This window comes from Lacibacter sediminis (assembly GCF_014168535.1).
GTDB lineage: Bacteria > Bacteroidota > Bacteroidia > Chitinophagales > Chitinophagaceae > Lacibacter > Lacibacter sediminis.
The window spans coordinates 3,615,298-3,638,277 of sequence record NZ_CP060007.1 but is presented as its reverse complement, the minus strand read 5'-3'; the positions used below and the strand labels follow the sequence as shown (position 1 = coordinate 3,638,277).

Here is a 22,980-nt window from a genome sequence, read left to right as displayed (position 1 = left end):
GTTGTTTTGAAAATATTACAGCAACTATGCCTTTAAATCATAACTACATATTCACCGGTTTAAGTAATTATAAAATGGTTTTTGTTGCGCAAAATGCTACTTATAATAAAGAGGAAAAAGTTGTAAAAGAATTTAACGTCACTGTAAATCCTTAATTTTTGATCACTTATTTAAATCAATCTTTTTAATGAAGAAACTGAAGTTCCTGTTTTTTTGTCTTTTCATTCAAGCAACATTATTTGCTCAAAAATCAAATTCAATTGAAAATGTTAATCTGATAAAAGTGGGTAAGGGATGGGCAAGGAATTCTATTAATGCAAATATTCTCAGGCACAATGCTATAGCCACTTATAAAAATATTCAATACATAGCCTATTACAATGAACAGCAGCAGTTAGTAGTTGGTAAGAGGAAAATCAACACTGAAAACTGGCAGCTAAATGTCAGTCAGTATAAAGGAAACGCTGCAGATGCTCATTGTACTATTAGTATAATTGTTGATGGCGATGGTTATCTGCATGTGTCTTGGGGGCATCACGTTAACAAGTTGAGATATTGCAGAAGTGTGAAGCCGGGCTCTTTGGAATTAACCAATGAATTTCCAATGACAGGTCTAAAAGAGGAACGGGTAACATATCCTGAATTTTACAATTTACCAAATGGCAATTTGCTTTTTCTCTACCGTGACGGTTCATCAGGTAATGGCAGCATTATTTTAAATAGGTATGATGTCAAATATAAAAAATGGTCTCAAGTGCAGGATGGCTGGATTAATGGGGAGGGCGAACGCAGTCCGTATTGGCAAATGGGAACAGATAAATCCGGAACCATTCATCTTTCATGGGTATGGCGGGAATCTCCTGATGTGGCTAGTAACCATGACCTTTGTTACGCCCGTTCTAAAGATGGAGGTAAAACCTGGGAAAAGAGCACAGGCGAAAAATACAAGTTGCCGGTAACTGCCGCAACCGCAGAATATGCAGTTAGAATTCCACAAAAAAGTGAGCTCATTAATACTACAGCAATTGTTGCGGATAGTAAAGGAAGGCCTTACACCGTAACTTACTGGAGAAGCGAAAGTAGTAAAGTGCCGCAGTATCAGTTGGTATATCACGATGGTAGCCGATGGATTACGCAACAGGTATCAGACAGGAAAACCCCATTCAGTTTATCAGGAAGTGGTACAAAAAGAATTCCCATATCCCGTCCGCAATTGATCATCAACGAAAATAAAAAAACTGTAAAAGCAATTATGATCTACCGGGATATAGAACAGGAAGATAAAGTGAGTGTGGCGTTATGTAATGATCTGTCCAAAGCCAAATGGGTTGTTGAAAATTTAACGGCAGAAAGTGTTGGCTTATGGGAGCCATCTTATGATACTGCTTTGTGGAATAGAAAAAAGAAAGTACATCTGTTTGTACAAAAAGTAGAGCAGGGAGATGCAGAAACTGTGAAAGATGTTTTACCGCAGGAAGTGTTTGTTTTGGAATGGAAACCTCGTTGGAAATAGTTAGAAATATAATTTACAAACTGAAAGTATCAGAAACCTATACTTCATCAGAAAAAGAAAACTGCAAAGTACATTTATCCCTAACCTTCAATCTCAAAACTATTATCGAATGAAGAAAAAAGCGTTTAAAATGAAACTCTATCCGGGTTTTAAAGAGGAATACAAGCGACGTCATGACGCTATATGGCCGGAATTGAAAGCCTTGTTAACGACTGGCGGAGTATCTGACTATTCGATTTTTTTGGATGAAGAAACGCATAGTTTATTTGCTGTTCAATCCTGCAAAGAAAATGCACCCTCAATCAATGAAGATCCTGTTATCAGAAAATGGTGGGATTTTATGGCCGATATTATGGAAACAAACCCGGATAATTCGCCCGTTGTTATTCCGATGGAGCAGATGTTTTATATGGATTAATATGAAATAGTTAAACGTATTAGATTTTATAAAACATGTGATTTTTTCTGAATGGTTAAAGCCTGTGTTTATATCAAAATCTGCTCTAAAGATATCATATAAGCCTATCGGCTGTAGCTGATAGCTGTTATGTTTGTTAACGTAAATACCCTCATTATATATTTTTTTTAAATGCAAAAATCATCATTAAAAATAGGCCTGTTTGGTATTGGTCTTGATGCTTACTGGGAGCAATTTGAAGGGATGAAAGAACGGCTGGAAGGATTCCTGAACATTGTAGAGAATAAATTATCTGCTATCCATCCTCAAATTGTAAACCTTGGATTAATTGATACATCAGCGAAAGCTTTCGAAGCAGGCAGCCGTTTCAGAAAAGAAGATGTAGATCTGATCTTTTTACATGTTACTACTTATGCTTTGTCTTCTACTGTTTTACCTGTTGTACAAAGAGCAAAAGTGCCGGTTGTCATATTGAACCTTTCCCCTGAAGCCGCTATCGATTATAGTAGTTTCAATAATATGACCAGTCGTACCAAAATGACGGGAGAGTGGTTGGCTTATTGTTCAGCTTGCCCTGTACCGGAAATAGCCAATGTTTTTAAACGTACCGGCATTAAATTCCATCAGATAACAGGCATGTTAAATAATGACACTGAATGCTGGAACGAAATAACTGAATGGATTGAAGCCGCTAAAGTGGCCAATATCATGGCTTATAACCGCATGGGGTGCATGGGGCATTATTATAGCGGTATGCTGGATATTTACTCTGATCTTACCCAGCAATATGCCAGTTTTGGCGGCCATATCGAATTACTGGAAGTAGATGAATTGGCTGAATTACGAAAAAGTGTTACCTCAGAGCAAATACAGGAAAGAGTAAAATTATTTCTGGACACTTTCGATGTGCAGCAAGATTGTTCTGTAGCAGAGCTTGAAAGAGCAGCAAAAACTTCTATGGCATTAGATACATTGGTTGACCGCTATCAATTAGGTTCGATGGCTTATTATTATAAAGGCACCGGAAATTTCGATAATGAAGACACAATCAGTTCAATCATTTTGGGCAATTCATTATTAACAGCAAGAGGAATACCCGTGGCAGGAGAATACGAAATTAAAAATGCACAGGCCATGAAGATCATGGACAGCTTTGGAGCGGGAGGTTCTTTTACAGAATACTATGCCATAGACTTTAATGATGATGTGGTGTTGATGGGACATGACGGTCCAGGGCATATTGCTATAGCAGAAGGTCGTACAAAAGTTCGTCCGCTTGTAGTTTACCATGGCAAAGTAGGAAATGGATTGTCAGTAGAAATGTCGGTAAAAAATGGCCCGGTAACTTTACTCTCTTTAGTAGAACAGGCAGGTGGTAAACTGATGTTGCTGGTAGCCGAGGCACAGTCTGTTGCAGGCCCGATACTGGAAATAGGCAATACCAACAGTCGTTATAAATTCTCTATAGGAGCCCGGAAGTTTGTAAATGATTGGAACAGCTACGGTCCTGCTCACCATTGTGCGGTTGGTATAGGACACATCAGTACTAAAATTCACAAACTGGGTAAGTTACTTGATATGGACGTGGTTCAGGTATGTTAAAAATTTAAAACCTTCTAATCATAAAAAGAAATATGGATTGCTTGAAAAAACTAAACGTTACTTCTCATTTCTTAATAGTAAGAACGCTAATATTTATAATTGTATTCTCCGGACTTTCAATATTCATAAGCTGTTCAACAATAAGAATGGCGCCGAAAAAACAACTGTTGAATGCCGTGCAACGTAATTTAAAAGATGGCGTACAGCAATATAAATACCTGATGACGCTTTTGCCTCCACCTGATAATTTTGCAAAGTCTTACGAAAACAATAAACTGATTACTGCAAAATCGGATGATTGGATCAGCGGATTTTATCCGGGAACATTACTTTATCTGTACAAAGCAACAGGAGATACTGTTCTGAAAAACGAAGCGCAACGCATCATGTTATCCTTGGCAAAAGAACAATATAATACCACGAATCATGATGTTGGTTTTATGATGTATAATAGCTTTGGAAATTTATATAAAGCAGATCCTAAGCCGGAATATAAACAAATACTGATCAACAGTGCCAAATCACTTTCAACACGTTTTAACGCTAAAGTAGGAAGCATTAAGTCATGGGATTCTAAAGATCCTTCAGACTTTTTAGTGATTATTGACAACATGATGAATCTGGAATTATTATGCTGGGCCACCAGGGCAACCGGTGATTCCAGTTATTACAAAATTGCTGTTACCCATGCCAATACAGCAATGAAAAATCATTTCAGACCAGATTACAGTTCATTTCACCTGGTAAATTATAATCCGGAAACTGGTAAAGTGAAACAAAAAAAGACGGTACAGGGCTTTGCAGACAGCTCATCATGGGCTCGAGGCCAGGCCTGGGGATTATATGGTTTTACTATGATGTATCGTGAAACCGGCGACCAAAAATACTTAGAGCAAGCTAATCGTATAGCTTCCTATATTCTTAATCATCCTCATCTTCCCGAAGACAAAATACCTTATTGGGATTATCATGCATCCAATATTCCAAATGCATACCGGGATGCTTCTGCCGCTGCAATAATGGCATCTGCTTTAATAGAGTTGAGTGGATATAACAAAGATGATTTATCAAAGAAACAATTTATCGCTGCCGAAAGAATTTTATTAACCTTCTCCGGCGATGAATATAAAGCCAGGCCCGGCACTAACGGGGGCTTTCTGTTAAAGCATAGTGTTGGCCATTTCCCTGCAAAATCACAAATAGATGTTCCGCTTTCTTATGCTGATTATTATTTCGTTGAAGCCATGTTGCGCTATAATAAGACGCTGGAATTTAGAAAATAATACCTGCCTGGTTTGTTGTGGGTAAATACGACGGCATGGCGAAATGCGCAAAACAAAAAGCAGTTGATTTATTTAGAGATCAGATTCGACAGCGTAACAAGATAATGGAAGATTTTGTAACGAAGACGATCATTTCATTACCAGATTTATATAGCCTCTCCATAAACCATCCAGAATATTATAGTAATGATGGTGTGCTTTTTAATTAAGAAGGAATTTCTAATTGCCCAGAATCGCCAAATCTTCTTTTAAAAAGTTTACATTCAGTTCTCTTTTCTCCACCAAAAAAGGCAACTCTTAAATGGGTTGCCTTTTTTGTTTGTATAGTTTGCTAATGTCTTGACACAATTAAACCGCTGTTGAATCACGTTCAATTAATGTTGAAGGCAATATCACTGTCGTATCAGCCATAATGCTGTGTTTCTTCTTTTCGATCATTGTGAACAAAACTTCCGCAGCACTCTTGCCAATTTCAAAAGCAGGTTGTGTAATGGTTGTGAGCGATGGATTTAAGATGGGCGCTGTTTCAAGAGTAGAGAACGCAACAACTTTCAAATCTTTTGGAATGTTGATATGGCCGGAAAGACTCACCATGTAAATCTGCATCGCCAACCGTTCTACGGATGCAACAATGCCATCGATCTCTTTGTGTTTCTGCAATAAGTCTTTCACCTGGTCAAAGATCATTTCCTGTGTTCCGGTACAATCAACTACATATTGATAGTTGTTTGTCTGCAAACCTGTATCGGATAACGCTGCTGCAAAACCTGCTGCACGTTTACTGCAAATAGATAAGGAAAGTGATGTAGAAAGAAACACAGGATGTTTACATCCTTTTTCGAGTAACAGCTTTGCTGAAAGGTAACCGCTTTCATAATCGTTGGTGATCACTTTCGGCGCTTCTAAACTTTCAAACTCCCTGTCGAAAAAAACAACAGGAATATTTTCACTTTGTAATTTTTGAATATGTTCAGCATTAGTTGTTTCGCTGGAGATGGAAATCAATACACCATCAACACGGCCACTGTAACAATGATTCACTACAGCTTTCTCGATCTCAAAACTTTCATGTGAAAGATAAATAAGCACATGATAATTCTTTTGAACTGCTACTGCCTGTATGCCGTTGATCGCTAAAGAGAAAAAATTATCGGCCACTTCCGGTAATATAACTGCAATCGTTTTGCTTTTTTGTTTGCGTAAACTGCTGGCATATGGATTGGGAACATAATTCAATTGCTCCGCCATTGCCAATACTTTTTTCTTGGTCTCAGTACTTATCTCATGGCTGTCTTTTAAAGCCTTGGAAACAGTTGCAATCGAAAGGCCAAGTTCTTTTGCCAGTGTCTTAATTGTAAGCTTACTCATACGTTCGAAAAAGATCTGTGGTTGGGTCTAACACTCAGAAATTAGGGTAAAGATAGGTTGAATACCGAAAACGGTTTCGTAAATAAAGTGGATGAAACTAACAGCATTATCCAATAAAAAAGTGTCATTTTAACCTTTAACAATCACTAACGACTTGCATGCATATGAAACAAGAAAGCAACTTCTGCTCTTTCCTGTATTCTCTATCGCCACTTATTTTCCCGGCGATCAGACCATCTCAATTACATCTTGTCTTTCACCACATACCAACATTAATCACTTTTAAATAAGCTTTATGAGTAAAAACAACTTTGAGGCAGTGCCGCTCAATAACCTTGATGAATGGGAAGATGATCTGCTCAGGCGTTATCCCGATCCCGAAGCTATTGCTACCGCAAAGTCAACGGAGGAATACCGGAACTATGAAGAGCCGGCAAGAGATACCGTAAAGGAATTTTATCGCTTAAATCATACGTATCAAACCTATGCTTTTGTGCAGGAGAAACGTAAAGAGTTCCTTCAGTTCAATAAAAAAGAAATGACGGTTTGGGATGCGTTTGATTTCCTGAATCAATTGGTTGATGATTCTGATCCTGATACAGACCTTGATCAGCTACAACACTTGCTGCAAACATCAGAGGCCATCCGTCGTGATGGTCATCCTGACTGGATGGTGCTTGTTGGATTAATGCACGACATGGGTAAAGTGCTTTGTCTTTTTGGTGAACCGCAATGGGCCGTAGTAGGCGATACATTCCCTGTAGGATGTGCATACTCTGATAAAGTAGTGTACCCGGAATATTTCTCAGCCAACCCCGATTTTAATGATCCGGTATATCAAACAAAGCATGGTGTATATGAACCTAACTGCGGATTACGTAAAGTAGATATGAGCTGGGGGCATGATGAATATGTATATCATATGCTGAAAGGTCATATTCCGGAAGAAGGATTATACATGCTCCGTTATCATTCATTTTATGCATGGCACCGGGAAGGCGCATATGATCATTTACTGGATGATCATGACCGCAATATGTTGAAGTGGGTACAGCTCTTTAACCCTTACGATCTCTATTCAAAAAGTCCTGAGCCACCGGATTGGAAAAAGCTGCGGCCATATTATGAAGAACTGGTTGCAAAGTATCTGCCTTCAACACTTAAATTTTAAACAACCACTTGATAGATATATGCAGTCCAATATCCTTTTACAGTTTCAAACTATAACTCCTAAAACAAACTGCTATGATGCAAATTTTTAAACAACGATTGCTTTACCGTTATGCATTGCCTGGCATAATGGTTCTTTTTCTTGCACTTGTTACCACAAATGTAAGTGCACAACAAACACAGGTAAGCGGAACAGTAAAAGATGATAAAGGTGAACCTGTAGCATCTGCCACTGTATCTGTAAAAGGTAAAAATGTTTCTACAACAACAGGAGCTAACGGTACATTCACAATTGCTGCTAAAGCAAACGATGTACTGGAGATCAGTGCGGTTTCTTTTGCAACACAGGAAGTAAGAATTACATCTGCTTCAACGTACAACATTGTATTATCATCTTCTTCAGTTGCTTTAACAGATGTGGTGGTGGTAGGTTATGGTCGTAGTTCAAAAAGAACTCTCTCCAGCGCTATCACATCCATCAAACCGGAAGATCTCAACCGGGGTGCTATTGGCGATGTGGGCCAGCTGTTACAAGGTAAGGTGCCCGGCTTGAATATTACAGCCAGTGGTGACCCTAACCGTCCGGCTGCGGTTATTCTTCGTGGTGCATCAACGGTAAACAGTCCGCAAGGTCCGTTCTATGTAATTGACGGAATTCCCGGAGCCGACATTAATGCGGTTGCACCCGATGATATTGCTTCAATGGACATTTTAAAAGATGCCTCTGCCACGGCTATCTATGGTAACCGGGCTTCTAATGGTGTTATTATGGTTACCACCAAGAAAGGGAAAAAAGGTAAACTGCAGACTGCCTATAACGGTTATGTAGGTTTTGAAACGGTAAGCAGCAGTTTGGATCTGTTGGATGCTGCCCAGTTAAGAGCGTATGCGCAAAAAAATAATTTTACACCCAGTACTAACGACGATAAAGGTGCAAATACAAATTGGATGAAGGCTGTACAAAAAGAATCAGCTTTATCACATAATCATAATCTTTCTTTTAGCGGTGGTACAGATAAAAGTAGTTACAGCGCAAGTTTGAACTATCTAAAAAAAGATGGTATCATGCTGCAAAGCAGTTTAGAAAGGGTTATCGGAAGAATCAGTGCAGAGCACCACGCATTAAACGATCATTTAACGTTGGGTTTGAACATGATGAGCAGCAACAGTAAAGCGTCAAATGTTCCATTACAGAACATGGTGTTTCAGCAAGCCGTAAAATTCAACCCGATGTCACCGATATACAATGCAGACGGTACTTTTTTTGAAAACCCGAATAATACACAGTATTTCAATCCTGTTTCAATTATTAAAAATGCGATTGACGATACCAAGTATGGTTCTTTACAAGGAAACTTTACAGTTGAAGCTAAACTTCCTTTTAACTTAACATTCAATTCAAACCTTGCTTACCAGCGTGGTACCTGGTTGCATGGTGAATATTATAATAGTTATTATTCACGAAACTACAGTACCGGAAGTTTTTATACCAATGGCGATCCGGGCGGTGGCCGAAGCCTGCGTAACTTTTATTCCAATGGCCTTGCTTACAGAGGTTATTACCAAAGCAGTTCAAAAACACTGGAATCTTATTTAACATGGGCTAAAAAATTTGGTGCACATAACATCAAAGCGGTATTAGGTTACAGCTGGCAAAAAAATACCAACAACGATGGGTTGCAAACAAGCCAGACCAATTTCGTAAACGATTATACAGGTTACACTAATCTGGGTCTTGGTAACTACCAAACAGTAAATGGTTTTGCGGTAGATTATGGCGGAGCTGTTTATGAAGAAACAAATTTCATCTCCGACTTCTTCCGTTTGAACTACGATTTCAACGAAAAAATTCTTGTGCAGGCTTCCGTTAGAAGAGATGGCAGTTCTGTATTTGGTAAAAACAAAGAATGGGGTTATTTCCCTGCAGCAAGTGTTGCATGGCGACTTTCAGAAGAAGATTTCCTGAAGAATGTTTCTTTTATCAATGATTTGAAGTTGAGAGTGAGTTATGGTGAAACAGGAAATGCTTTTGGACTGGGTGCTTACAATGCACAACGCCTTTACAGCAAATCAGGTACTTATTATAACAACGGCGTGTTTGCAGCATCGTTCAGATCTTCACAAGGTTCTAATCCTGATTTACAGTGGGAAGTTACAGCTACCAAAAACATTGGTTTGGACTATGGATTCCTGAGAGGAAAGATCAATGGTTCGATTGATTTATATGAAAAAACCACAACTAACATGGTGTTCCCTTATGCCGTAGCACAATCAATTGACCCAAGTGGTTTCTTATGGTTGAATGTTGGTAAGATCAGGAACCGTGGTATTGAGTTTAGTGTAAATGTAAATGCGGTAAGTCAAAAGAATTTTAGCTGGAATACCGGCTTTAACCTTGCCAGCAATAAAAATGTAATATTAGATTTAAAAGGACCTGAACAATATGGTGTAAATGCCGACTCTACTTATTACACACAAATTGATGGTCCTGGTACTTCAGGAAGTCGTTTGCAGATTTTGGCAGTAGGTGGCCCTTTAGGTCAGTTTTATTCATTCCAGTACGCAGGTAAAGATGCTTCAGGTAATTCATTGTTTTATAAGAAGGATAAAACAACAACAACAAATCCATCTAATGTAACAGATTACTTTTCACTTGGCAGTCCGCATGCCAAACTGATGTTTGGATGGAACAACACACTCCGTTACAAAAATTTCGACCTCAATTTCTTTATAAGAGGTGTGCTTGGCAACAAGATATTTAATGCAACACGTGCCGATCTTTCTTACGTTGTTACAGCAGGACAAACAAATATCACTCCTTACGCAACAGATGATAAAAGAACTGACACACGTAATAATCTTTTTTCATCACGCTATGTAGAAGATGGTTCTTACCTGCGTTTCGATAATGCAACTTTAGGTTATCGTTTCAATATCAAAAATGAATACATCAGTAATCTCCGGTTTTATGCTACAGTAAACAACCTGTTTGTAGTAACAAAGTATAAGGGGATTGATCCTGAAATTAACCAGGGCGGTGCATCATTAGGTGTAGATTATAACAGTTTCTATCCTAAAACCCGCACTATTCTCTTAGGTGTATCAGTTGGTTTTTAACGATTAAAAAAACATTTTTATGAAGAAGTATTTTAAACAATTTCTAATAGTGATAGCAGCCGGCTTAGCTTTAAGCTCCTGCCATAAAATTGAGGTGAAACCCAATTCACTTTACACAGAAGATGTATTCCCTAAAACCGATGCCGAATTTCAGTCGGTAATGGGCACCATTTATACCAGTTTACGTGGACATTATTCACTCGGTTATTGGTTTGCACAGCAACTCAGTTCTGATGAAGCTATTCTGCCTGTATATGGTGGCAACTGGCTCGATGGGCAAGGATATATTCAACTGCACCGCCACGATTGGAACAAAGATCATGGATGGATTACTACAGTTTGGAATGATGCCAATTCAATTGCAGGTCTTTGTAATCAAACCATGTTTATTTTCAAAAATGCACCGGACGGAGATTCGAAAAATACCGCTATTGCAGAATTGAAAACATTAAGAGCCTTTGCTTATTGGGAACTGCTTGATATGTTTGGTAATGTGCCTTTAGATACGATTTATCCAAGCCCTGGTGTGCAGGCGAAAGCTACACGTGCACAGGTATTCACTTTTGTTGAATCTGAATTAAAAGCTGCACTTCCTTATTTAAAAACAACTACAGGTAGCAGCACTTACGGGAAAGTAACGAAATGGATGGCGAATGCTTTGCTGGCAAAACTCTACTTAAACGCAGAAGTGTATGCAGGTTCACCTAAGTATAATGAAGCAATTGCTGCCTGCGATGCAATTATAGCTTCAGGTAACTTTGCAGTAGAAGGCAGAAGTACATACCTCAATCAGTTTTCTCCTACAAACGGACCGTCCTTTAAGGAATTCATTTTCGCTATTCCTTACGATCCGTCAACAAGCAATGGCTACTTATTCCACGGCCGTTACGATTTAAATCGTAACCTCGGTATTAAATATCGTTATTCAGGTAGTACACCTGGCAGTTATTCATTCAATCAGATCATTATGAATCAAACCTCCGGTAATGGTTTGGTGAATGCAAGACCAAGTGGTCCACGTGCAACTTTGTCTAAGTTTTATAATGCTTATTTTACATCTGATGCCAATGATGTCAGAAACAATCAATGGTTGGTAGGTCTTCAATACTGGCCTGATGGAAGCCCGATTATGGTAAGTACTACCAAAAAAGGATACGACCAGTTCTATACCGGTTCCGATGGCGCAACTGCTATGACTTATCACTTGTACATCGATTCTGTATTTTCTACTCGTTTGAATGCGGCTTCCTTGGATATGGGTAATGATGAAATTGCATGGAACATGGGTATCCGTAATATTAAGTTCTATCCCGATGCAAATTCATCAAGCCGTAACCAAAGTAACGATGCACCGATCTTCCGTTATTCAGACATTCTGTTAATGAAGGCAGAAGCAATTTTACGTGGTGGTACAGCAACAAGCGGTCACACTGCTCTTTCACTTGTAAATATGGTACGCAGCAACCGCAGCACTTCGCCTGCATGGACTGCAGTAACACTAGATGATTTATATGCAGAACGTGCACGTGAATTTACATGGGAGTGCTGGCGCAGAAATGATATGATACGCTTTGGTAAGTATGAAACCATTTATGGTTTCAAAACCAATACCGATACGTATCGCCGTATTTTCCCGATTCCAACTGCGGCAATGAACACAAATCCAAAGCTTACGCAAAACCCGGGTTATCCAAATTAATGCTTCTCAGCAGTTAGGTTTATAATCAATAGTTAATCACCCCGGGGTTGTCAAGCCCCGGGATTTTTCTATCACTTATATTTATAACATGCAATCGCCACTTCGAAAATCAATTTTATTTTTTGTCTTTGTTTTGTGCTGTCATGTTCTGCAGGCACAGGTATTGGTAAAAGATTCATCTGCTTTACCTGCCATAGATGCAAAGCTGATCAAAAAAGAAAAGGCATTGCACTTTATTGCTATGGGCGATTGGGGTCGTAACGGTGCCGATCATCAACTGCAGGTTGCAAAGCAAATGGGCATTACTGCCAACGAAATTGGTTCTCAGTTTACCATTGCAACAGGCGATAACTTTTATCCGAGCGGTGTTATCAGTGAGTGGGATCCTTTGTGGAAATATTCCTTTGAAGATATTTATACTGATTTCCGTTTACAATGGGATTGGTACCCGGTACTCGGCAATCATGATTACAAAAGCAACCCTGATGCGCAGGTAAAATATTCTTCCATCAGCAGACGATGGAAATTGCCTGCACGGTATTACAGCAAAACATTTTCAATCAATGGTGATACTACACAACAGGTATTGCTTGTATTTATCGATACGAATCCGTTGATCCCTGAGTTTTATCAAAATGCAGAGTATGGTCCGCATGTAAAAGGGCAGGATACCACAAAGCAAAAACGTTGGATGGAGAAACTCCTCAGCAACAAATCACCCAACATTAAATGGAAGATCGTAATAGGACATCATCCCATGTATACAGGTGGCAGCCGTACTGAAGGGTACGATACAAAAGCCATCCGTAATTCATTGAAGCCGATGTTCGATCAATATAAAGTAGATGTTTATCTTGCCGGGCATGAACATAGTTTGCAGCACATGCAATCGGCCGGTAATATGCACCATATCATTTCAGGTGCAGCATCAGAAAAAACACCTGCACGTTTAATTGAAAACAGTTTGTTGTCTGCTTCTGAATATGGCTTCTTTGTATTTTCAGTTACCGGCAATGAGTTGTTAATGCAAGCGGTGAATGATGCCGGAAAAATTATTTACAACTACACGATAAAAAAATAATTTCTGTTTGAACCAGGCCGTAACACATAACCAACCAGCTACCGCAAGCAACAGATTGTTGTCGCTTGATGCGTTGCGTGGTTTTGATATGTTCTGGATCGTAAGTGGTGAAGGAATTATTCATGGCTTTGCTAATGCGGTAAAGCAAACACATGGATTGCAGCAGGACGCCGTAAGCTGGCAGATGCAGCTAACAGATGAACTTGGTTTCTTTGAAAAGCTGGCTGTACATGCAAGCAATCAACTACATCATACAGTATGGAATGGTTTTACGTTTTACGATTTGATTTTTCCGCTGTTCATTTTTATTGCTGGTGTAAGCATGCCGTTCTCTTACAGTAAACAGTTAAGTAGCGGTGCTGATGCAAAAAAGAAGATCTACCGTTCACTCCTTAAAAGAACAATCCTTTTATTGTTGCTTGGTATGATCGTAAATGGTTTGCTTCAATGGAAGAGTTATGAGGAAACACGTTTTGCAAGTGTGTTGGGGAGAATTGCACTCAGTTGTTTTTTTGCAGCGTTGATTTATCTCAACAGTTCTTTCAGGTGGAGAATAGCCTGGTTTCTACTCATCTTGCTAGGCTATTGGTTGGTGATGATGGCTGTTCCGGTTCCCGGTTTTGGCGCTGGCGTATTGACAACAGAAGGAAATGTTGCTGCATGGATCGATCAGTTATTATTGCCCGGTAAAATGCATCGTGCCACGTATGATCCGGAAGGATTACTTTCTACCATTCCTGCAATTGCAACAGCATTACTGGGCATTTTTACCGGAGAATTTTTACGTTCGAAAAAAGAGACTGCACAAACGAAAACAGTGTACATATTGATTGGCGGAGTAATACTTCTACTTGTCGGTTGGCTTTGGGGTTTTGTATTTCCCATTAACAAAAACATGTGGACGAGTTCTTTTGTGCTTTATACCGGTGGATGGAGTTTATTGCTACTTGCAATCTTTTATTATATAATTGATGTGTTGGGTTTCAAAAAATGGAGCATGCCTTTTGTGTGGCTGGGTTGCAATTCAATCTTGATTTACATGGCTGCACATGGCGTGGTAAACTTTATGTCAACTTCTGAATTTTTATTTGGCGGTACGGTTCAGCTGGTGGATGCCAAATGGCGGGAAGCTTTTTTATGGATCGGTGTTGCTCTTATACAGTTTGCAGGATTATATCTCCTGTATAAACGGAAGTGGTTTTTAAAACTATAACAATCTTTCAAAACGAAAGCGTTAACGAACTAGCTTATGCATACATTACAAATTGCCGATTACATTGTTTTCTTTATCTACTTCATTGCGATATCGGCATACGGTTATTATATTTTTCATAAGAAGAAATCGAAAACTTCCAGCTCAAAAGATTTCTTTCTGGCTGAAGGTTCATTAACATGGTGGGCCATTGGGGCATCACTCATCGCATCCAATATTTCTGCAGAACATTTTATTGGTATGAGTGGCTCGGGTTTTGCATTAGGGCTTGCTATCTCTACCTACGAATGGATGGCTGCTGCAACACTCATTATTGTTGCTGTTTTTCTTATTCCGCTTTATCTCAAGAATAAGATTTATACCATGCCGCAGTTTTTGGCAAAAAGGTATAACGATCAGGTGAGCACCATCATGGCGGTGTTCTGGTTACTGGTGTATGTGTTTGTAAATCTTACGTCCATTATTTATCTCGGAGCATTAGCGATCTCTTCTATTTCACCCATCAGTTTCGAATGGAGCATTGTTGGCCTAAGTGTGTTCTCCATCATTGTTACATTGGGCGGCATGAAAGTGATCGGCTATACCGATGTGATACAGGTGTTGGTGTTACTGATCGGTGGATTAGTGACAACCTATTTAGCATTGTCGTTGCTTGCAGATAAGTTTGGCTTTGATGGAAATATTCTTGAAGCATTGGGTGTGTTGCGCAAAGAAGCGCCGGAACATTTTCATATGATCTTTGATAAGTCGAGTCCGCATTACAAAGAGTTGCCGGGCTTGTCGGTATTGATTGGCGGAATGCTCATTAATAACCTCGCTTATTGGGGTTGCAATCAGTACATCGTTCAACGGGCATTGGGTGCTGATTTAAAAACTGCACGCAACGGAATTTTGTTTGCTGCTTTTTTAAAATTGTTGATCCCTGTTATTGCAGTGTTGCCCGGTATTACCATGTATGTGTTGCATCAGAACGGCATGTTTCAACAGGAGATGGCCGATGCTGCAACTGGTGTGATTAAGCCCGATCATGCATACCCAACCTTAATGAATTTACTACCTGCGGGATTGAAAGGTGTGGCCTTTGCTGCATTAACAGCAGCTATTGTTGCTTCGCTTGCAGGAAAAGCAAACAGCATCTCCACTATTTTTTCACTTGATATTTATAAAAAGTATTTCAATAAAGATGCATCGGAACGAAAGCTGGTACTTACAGGTCGTTGGGCAGTTATTATTTCGATGGTGATTGCTGCTATTGTTACCCCCGCATTAAAATCACTTGATCAGGCGTATCAATTCATCCAGGAATATGTGGGCTTCTTTTCTCCTGGTGTATTGGCGATTTTCTTGTTGGGTATGTTCTGGAAACGTACAACCGCAGCAGCGGCTTTGGCGGGTGCAGTGTTAACGATTCCTGTTTCAACGGTATTAAAGTTTTTACCGGTATGGACAAATGGCGGTTTCCCTGATTATCCGTTTCTTGATCGCATGACCATTACCTTTATTGTAATCGTTGCAATGATGGTGAGCATGAGTTTACTGAAACCAAACAAACCGGGAGATACGCATACCATTGAAGTTGATAAAAGTATGTTCAAGGTGTCAACAGGCTTTATTATTGGCTCCATTATAATTTGTGGAATACTGGCAGCATTGTACACTGTATTCTGGTAACACATAAATGGTTTACACATGAAAAAGATGAACCGGACTGATTTTTTGAAAATAGGAACAATGGCGGCATTGAGTCCACTGTTTGTAAAAGCGACAGCAAATGATTTTACTGCACCCATTGATACAGAAATGATGCGCCGTTTGCTTACTGCAAATGATAAAAGTGCATCGCAGTTAATGGAAACGGTGAAGCAGGGTAACCTGCGTTTCGGCCGCATGATCGCTTACGATATTGCCGTGCTTACAGCTGCATATTGTGCAAAAGGTTCGGCCTATTATCACAATGCTGCAGTAGTGGAGAAGCTGGATATTCTTGTAAAATTTCTTGCCTCTGCACAAGCAGAAGATGGAACAGTAAATGTTGGTAATCTGGAATCGCCACCCGATACTGCTTTTTTGATTGAGATACTTGGACCAGCTGCAACGATTATGCGGAAAGATAACAGCAGCGAATTACTGGATGTGCAGCAACAGTTGAAACAGATTCTGTTGAAAGCTGGTGAAGGATTGGTAACAGGCGGCATTCACACTCCTAATCACCGTTGGGTTATTTCTGCGGCGCTTGCACAGATCAATCATTTGTTTCCGAATAAGAAATACATCAACCGCATTAATGATTGGTTAGGCGAAGGCGTGTTCATCGATGCAGATGGCCACTATCCCGAACGCAGTGGTATTTATTCAGGTGTAGAGAATGCTGCGTTTATTACTATTGCAAGACTGGCGAATAAGTCTTCGTTGTATGCGCCGGTTCGCAAAAATCTTTTCATGTATCAGTACTATATCGAATCGAACGGAGATTTAGTACGTAACGATTCGAGAAGACAGGATCAGTACGAAGCTGCTGCAAAGCCAAGTACACTGTTTTACCTGCAGTACCGCTATATGGCTGTTCATGAAAAAAATAAACTGTTTGCTGCCACCTGTAAACAGATCGAATCAACAAAGGATTTTGAAAAAGATATACTGTCACGGTCGTTGTTTTATTTTCTGGAAGATGAAATATTGCAGCAGCAATTACCAACTGCTGAAATATTACCTGATCGTTATGAAAAATTATTTCCAACATCACATCTGTTGCGGATAAAAGAAAAGAATACAACGGTTACGCTGTTTGGAGGTACAGATCAGCCTTTGCTCATTGCATCCGGTCGTTCCAACTCACCTGATTTTTTCTCGTATAGAAAAGGTGATGCCATTTTGAAGTACATGCGTTTGTCATCAAGCTTTTTCAGCATGGGTTATTTCTATAGCGATGGTTTGCGCAAAGAAGGTAACAGTTACGTATTAAGGAAGAAACTGGAAATTCCCTACTACCAACCAATGCCGAAAGAGAAACGGAAAGCAAATGGCGATTATAAATTATCACCAAGTATCGATGATCGTTTCTGGAATAAAATGGATTTCAGTAACCGTCCGGTGAGTAATGTAAAAACATTGGAAACAATCGTCCGCTTAACAGAAACACACGGAACGGTAGAACTTGAGTTTGATATTAAAGGAATGAAAGCTGTACCTGTCACCATTGAATTATGTTTCAAAGAAGGCGGCCAATTAACCGGAGTAACTGCAGCTGATGCAAATGGCAATAGTTTTCTTGAACAAGGAACAGGCGAATACCGTTCGGGCAGTGATGTGATTACATTTGGCCCCGGTGCAGTAACACATAAGCAGGTAATGAATTTGGAAGGCGAGCGCTACAGTACACACTTCGGAACCTTGCGTACAAAAGGAGAGCATGTATATATTACAGGTACAACACCATTTAAACATAAACTTACATTCAGTTAAGTAATCATTTTCAGCGAAAAGAAATGTATAGAGATCGTTTATATATAAATGCTTCAAGTTGTATCCTTGCTGTTACATTCTTATTTGTTCAGCAGTTTGTAAATGCACAGCAATTGATAAAGTATGTACAACCATTGGCTGGCTCTGCATCTGCAACAACTATCAGCGCCATTAAGCACAGCGAAGCGGGCGGAACGGAAGCAAATGCCAATACCATTCCTGCTGTTACATTGCCTTTTGCAATGACACAATGGACGGCACAAACAAGACAAACAGAAAACAAATGTGTGCCACCTTATTTTTATAAAGATTCAATGCTTACCGGCTTTCGTGGTTCGCATTGGTTAAGTGGTTCATGCACGCAGGATTATGGCAGTTTCACGATTATGCCTCTTGTTGGTTCTTTAAAAACTTCGGCAAAAGAATATGCTGTTCCGTTTTCGCATAAAAATGAATCTACTTCTCCAAGCTATTATAAACTTACTGCCGGATCTGTTACAACCGAAATAACTTCCACACTTCGTTGCGGACTGTTGCAGTTCACCATGCAGAAAGATGATAGTCTGTATATACTTGTAACGCCCAATAGCGATTATGCAAAAGGATTTGTAAAAGTAGATGCAGCGAAAGGTGAGATATGGGGATACAATCCGGCGCATCGTATTTACCAGGGTTGGGGCGAACCAACAGGTTTCAATGGATGGTTTTATATTAAAGTTGAAAAGCGCTTTACAAAGCATGGCACATTTGCAGGTGCTTCAGTTTTTGCAAATGACAGTGTACTACAAAAGAAGGACGCCGGCGCATTTGCAGGTTTTCAATTGAAGAAAGGCGAGCAGTTGTTGTTGCGTATCGGTACATCCTTCAGCAGTCTGGCAGCAGCAAAGAAAAATCTTGCAACAGAAGTTGGTGCAAAAAATTTTAACGACATACGAACTGCCGCAACACAGCAATGGGAGAAAGCATTAGGGCAAGTGCAGGTGCAAACCTCGAACGAAAAAGACAAACGCATCTTTTATACTGCGATGTATCATTCCATGCAGCATCCACGATTGTTCAGCGATGTAGATGGTACTTATCCTTCGTTTGCAGGTAATGCCCAACTGAAGAACATGAATGGCAACTACTATGATGATTTTTCGATGTGGGATATTTATCGTGCACAATTGCCATTGATGGAAATTTTGAATCCAACGATGACGAACGATTTTGTGCAGTCGTTGATTTTGAAAGGAGAGCAGGGTGGTTGGTTGCCCATCTTTCCTTGCTGGAACAGTTATACGGCAGCGATGATCGGCGATCATGTAACGGCATTTATTGCATCAGCTTACAACAAAGGCATCCGCAATTACAATATTGCATCTGCATACCAGCTCATGCGAAAAAATGCATTTGAAACTCCAAATAATTTTGCAGAATACAAGAATGGAATGGGAAGAAGAGCGTTAACCACTTATCTCAAGTATGGCTTTATTCCAATGGAAGACAGTGTGCAGGAAGCCTTTCACAAAAAGGAACAGGTGAGTCGCACACTCGAATATGCATTTGATGATTATGCGTTGTCAATTGTAGCAAAAGGCTTGAATAAGCAGGATGATTACAAACAACTGCAGCTACGTTCACTCAATTATAAAAATGTATTTGATCCATCTGTTGGGATGGTGCGTGGTAAAAATGCAGATGGCACATGGTTTAAGTCTTTCAATGCAGATAAACGTGAATCCTATATTACAGAGGGTACACCACGGCAGTATACCTTTTATGTTCCGCAGGATGTTCCGGGATTAGCGAAACTCATGGGTGGCGCAAAGCAATTTGAAAACGCATTGGATAGTTTGTTCAATAAAAATGAATATTGGCATGGTAATGAACCCGGTCACCAGATTCCATTTTTGTACAACTACACTTCATCGCCATGGAAAACACAACGGGAAGTAAGAAAGATATTGACTGAAGAATACAGCGATGGTGTAGGTGGATTAAGCGGTAACGATGATGCAGGACAAATGAGTGCCTGGTATGTATTTGCAGCGATGGGTTTTTATCCCGTTGATCCCGTTTCGAACAACTACCTGTTGAGCGCTCCCTTGTTTGAGAAGGTAACCATGCGTTTGCAAGGGAATAAAACATTTACACTGCAAACACATAAAGCAAATGCTCAGTCGATCTATATTGATAAAGTAAAATGGAATGGAAAACCGTACAATAAAAACTTTATCACTTACACAAATATCATGCAGGGTGGTAAACTGGAGTTGTGGTTAACTGATCAGCCAACACAATGGGGTTCATCTGCTGCAAGTCGTCCAACAGGTTTAACGAATTAAAAATTTCTTCTCATGCTTAGGTTTAAAACATATTTTATTCTTGTGCTTTCGTTCATCAGTTTTTATGGAACAGCACAACAGGGTAACCGACAAAAAGTTTTTGTAGTAAAAGATTACGGCGCAGTGGGCGATGGTAAAACAGATGATGCAGTTGCTATTCAAAAAGCGATTGATGCTGCACATGCTGCAGGCGGTGGTACGGTTTTGTTTACTGCACCTTTTGTGTACATGGCAAGTCCGATTACTGTAAAGTCGAATATTGAACTGCATTTGCAGGGAGGAGCAAAGCTGCTGGCAAATCCTGACGAAAAAATATATACCAAAAGTGCGTTCAGGACTAATCCCGGTGAAGGAACCATCTGGATCGGCGGAGAGAATGTTGAGAATTTTACCATTAGTGGTAATGGAGAAATTGATGGCAACGGTATCTCATTCATGGGTGCTGAGCTGGAAGATTCGTATGAGTTAAAACCGTTCAATGTATTGGATCCACGTCCGCATGTGTTGACGATCGTTGGCGGTAAAAACATCCGCATACATGATGTGAAGATCGGCAACTCTGCTTACTGGACCATTCATTTGGTTGGTTGCAATGATGTTGTCATCAGCGGCATTACGTTGCTCAACAGTTTAAAAGTGCGCAACAGCGATGGTATTGATCTCGATCACAGCAAAAATGTACGCATCAGCGATTGTTATATTGAAAGCGGTGATGATTGTATTTGTTTAAAGAACAGAAGAGAGTACGAAGAGTTTGGTGTGTGTGAAAATATCACGGTTACAAATTGCACCATGACATCGAGAAGTTGTGCCATTAAGATCGGTTCGGAGAATATGGATACGATCCGCCAGGTACTCATCGATAACTGCATCATCAAAAAAAGTAATCGTGGTATAGGTATTCAAAACAGGGATGAAGGTGTGGTAACCGATGTCATCTTTTCCAACATGATCATCGAAGGACATTTGTTCAGCGATGTGTGGTGGGGCAAGGCCGAACCGATCTATGTTACTGCTTACCGTCGTGCAAAGATCAATCACAAAGATGCCAACTGGCGTTTCCCAAAAGGAGCAACAGAAGGAAAAGTGGGTATGGTGAGGAATATTTACTTCAGCAATATCAAATGTACAAGCGAGAATGGAGTTTATGTAAGTGGAGAGTCGCAGGATAAAATTCAAAACATTGTATTCGACAATGTGGATGTGTTCATCAACAAAACAACAACTATTCCCGGTGGCGTGTACGATCGCAGACCGGCGAATGTGGAAGGTTTTATAAAAGGAACAACAGCCGGTTTCTATTTTGATACTGCAAAAAAGATCGTGATGCGCAACTGCTCAGTTGAATGGGGCGATAAAAAGCCTCCTTATTTTTCAAATGCCATCAGAAAAATAAATGTTGCAATACTGGAACGCAGTAATTTCGTCGGCATCTCTGCTTTTCCAACAAAAGTGAAAGCAGTTAACGAATAAACGAACGAACATTTATTATGAATCAGAAATCAGCAGGTTTAATTGAAACAATGCGTTGGTACGGTCCAAACGATCCGGTATCCCTTTCAGATATTGCACAGTCAGGTTGCAGTGGTGTTGTAACCGCATTGCATCATATCCCCAATGGCGAAGTATGGACAGTAGAAGAAATCAACAAACGTATTGCTGAAGTGGAAGCTGCTGGTTTAACCTGGGATGTGGTGGAAAGTGTTCCTGTGCATGAAGCCATCCGTCGTCAATCAACAGGCTTTGAACAATACATTGAAAATTACAAACTGTCGCTGCGTAATCTTGGTGCATGTGGCATCAAGGTAGTAACGTATAATTTCATGCCCGTTCTCGACTGGACAAGAACTGATCTTTATTATACGATGGCTGATGGAAGCAAAGCCTTGCGTTTTGAACGTGCTGCATACATTGCGTTTGATGTATTTATTCTCGAACGAAAAGGAGCAGTAGATGAGTACACTTCAACTGAATTGGAGAAAGCGAAAGAAAGATTGCAAACAATGACAGAAGAAGAAAAGCAATCACTCATCCGTACGATTATCGCAGGCTTACCCGGTAGTGAAGAAAGTTTTACTGTTGCTGATTTTGCCAAAGCATTATCTGCTTATGATTCAATTGATGCAGCAAAACTCAAACAACATTTAATTTATTTTCTGCAACAGGTAACACCTGTAGCTGAAGAAGCAGGTGTGCAGTTGGTGATCCATCCCGATGATCCGCCACATGCAATTTTTGGTTTGCCAAGAGTTGTAAGTACCGAAGCAGATATCAATGATCTCATCGCTGCAGTTCCATCGCCTGCTAATGGATTATGTTTCTGTACAGGCAGCTTTGGTGTTCGTGCAGATAATGATCTGCCTGGTATGGTGAAACGTTTGGGCAGCCGTATTCATTTCTTACACTTACGCAGTACGCAACGAAATGCCGATGGTGATTTTTACGAAGCCAATCATCTCGAAGGCAATGTAGATATGTATGCAGTGATGAAAGAAGTGGTTTTGCTCATGAAAAAAGAAAACAGACGAATAGTGGTTCGACCTGACCATGGGCATCAAATGCTTGATGATCTCAGCAAAAAAACTAATCCCGGTTATAGTGCCATTGGTCGTTTACGTGGTTTGGCTGAATTGCGTGGGTTAGAACTTGGCATCAGCCGTTCAATCTGATAGCATTTCATTTTATTTGTTGTCTTGACTGTTTATTTTTAGATGGTTAGGCTGAACT

The 22,980-nt window shown here is 39.9% G+C and carries 15 protein-coding genes; 14 read left to right on the top strand and 1 reads right to left on the bottom strand.

Features of this window, described 5'->3' with window-relative positions; all coding sequences use genetic code 11:
- Positions 1–187 precede the first annotated feature (187 nt).
- The 4 genes from H4075_RS15390 to H4075_RS15375 all read left to right on the top strand — a co-directional run bounded on the left by H4075_RS15390 (position 188) and on the right by H4075_RS15375 (position 4,816).
- Positions 188–1,513, top strand: a complete 1,326-nt coding sequence (locus tag H4075_RS15390) for a BNR repeat-containing protein (protein WP_182801721.1) — start codon at positions 188–190, stop codon at positions 1,511–1,513.
- A 109-nt stretch (positions 1,514–1,622) separates the two neighbouring features.
- A complete protein-coding gene (rhaM, locus tag H4075_RS15385) occupies positions 1,623–1,931 on the top strand; it encodes an L-rhamnose mutarotase (RefSeq protein ID WP_182801720.1) in 309 nt (102 codons plus the stop codon).
- A gap of 171 nt (positions 1,932–2,102) precedes the next feature.
- Complete coding sequence (locus H4075_RS15380) at positions 2,103–3,533, top strand: arabinose isomerase (RefSeq protein ID WP_182801719.1); 1,431 nt, start codon at positions 2,103–2,105, stop codon at positions 3,531–3,533.
- 146 nt (positions 3,534–3,679) lie between these two features.
- Positions 3,680–4,816, top strand: a complete 1,137-nt coding sequence (locus tag H4075_RS15375) for a glycoside hydrolase family 88 protein (protein ID WP_255460204.1) — start codon at positions 3,680–3,682, stop codon at positions 4,814–4,816.
- Between the two features lie 348 nt (positions 4,817–5,164).
- On the opposite strand, the gene H4075_RS15370 is transcribed toward H4075_RS15375, so the two are convergent.
- The gene (locus H4075_RS15370; protein WP_182801717.1) at positions 5,165–6,184 is read right to left on the bottom strand and encodes a LacI family DNA-binding transcriptional regulator; all 1,020 of its coding nucleotides are present in this window, start codon (positions 6,182–6,184) and stop codon (positions 5,165–5,167) included.
- Positions 6,185–6,479: 295 nt separating this feature from the next.
- Here H4075_RS15370 and H4075_RS15365 point away from each other — a divergent pair, with 295 nt between their 5' ends.
- From H4075_RS15365 to uxuA, 10 genes are all read left to right on the top strand, one after another.
- On the top strand, positions 6,480–7,355 hold the full coding sequence (locus tag H4075_RS15365) for an inositol oxygenase family protein (protein WP_182801716.1): 876 nt from the start codon (positions 6,480–6,482) through the stop codon (positions 7,353–7,355).
- A gap of 74 nt (positions 7,356–7,429) precedes the next feature.
- On the top strand, positions 7,430–10,471 hold the full coding sequence (locus tag H4075_RS15360) for a SusC/RagA family TonB-linked outer membrane protein (RefSeq protein ID WP_255460203.1): 3,042 nt from the start codon (positions 7,430–7,432) through the stop codon (positions 10,469–10,471).
- A 19-nt stretch (positions 10,472–10,490) separates the two neighbouring features.
- The gene (locus tag H4075_RS15355) at positions 10,491–12,170 is read left to right on the top strand and encodes a RagB/SusD family nutrient uptake outer membrane protein (protein WP_182801715.1); all 1,680 of its coding nucleotides are present in this window, start codon (positions 10,491–10,493) and stop codon (positions 12,168–12,170) included.
- An 88-nt stretch (positions 12,171–12,258) separates the two neighbouring features.
- The gene (locus H4075_RS15350) at positions 12,259–13,251 is read left to right on the top strand and encodes a metallophosphoesterase (RefSeq protein ID WP_220494772.1); all 993 of its coding nucleotides are present in this window, start codon (positions 12,259–12,261) and stop codon (positions 13,249–13,251) included.
- 7 nt (positions 13,252–13,258) lie between these two features.
- Complete coding sequence (locus tag H4075_RS15345; protein ID WP_220494770.1) at positions 13,259–14,464, top strand: acyltransferase family protein; 1,206 nt, start codon at positions 13,259–13,261, stop codon at positions 14,462–14,464.
- A 36-nt stretch (positions 14,465–14,500) separates the two neighbouring features.
- On the top strand, positions 14,501–16,135 hold the full coding sequence (locus tag H4075_RS15340) for a sodium/sugar symporter (RefSeq protein ID WP_182801714.1): 1,635 nt from the start codon (positions 14,501–14,503) through the stop codon (positions 16,133–16,135).
- An 18-nt stretch (positions 16,136–16,153) separates the two neighbouring features.
- Positions 16,154–17,926, top strand: coding sequence for a hypothetical protein (locus tag H4075_RS15335; protein ID WP_182801713.1), 1,773 nt, complete (start codon positions 16,154–16,156; stop codon positions 17,924–17,926).
- Between the two features lie 23 nt (positions 17,927–17,949).
- Entirely contained in the window at positions 17,950–20,253 is a 2,304-nt protein-coding gene (locus tag H4075_RS15330) for a GH92 family glycosyl hydrolase (protein ID WP_182801712.1), read from the top strand.
- Between the two features lie 12 nt (positions 20,254–20,265).
- The gene (locus H4075_RS15325; RefSeq protein WP_182801711.1) at positions 20,266–21,726 is read left to right on the top strand and encodes a glycoside hydrolase family 28 protein; all 1,461 of its coding nucleotides are present in this window, start codon (positions 20,266–20,268) and stop codon (positions 21,724–21,726) included.
- A 17-nt stretch (positions 21,727–21,743) separates the two neighbouring features.
- Positions 21,744–22,922, top strand: a complete 1,179-nt coding sequence (gene uxuA, locus H4075_RS15320; protein ID WP_182801710.1) for a mannonate dehydratase — start codon at positions 21,744–21,746, stop codon at positions 22,920–22,922.
- Positions 22,923–22,980 lie beyond the last annotated feature (58 nt).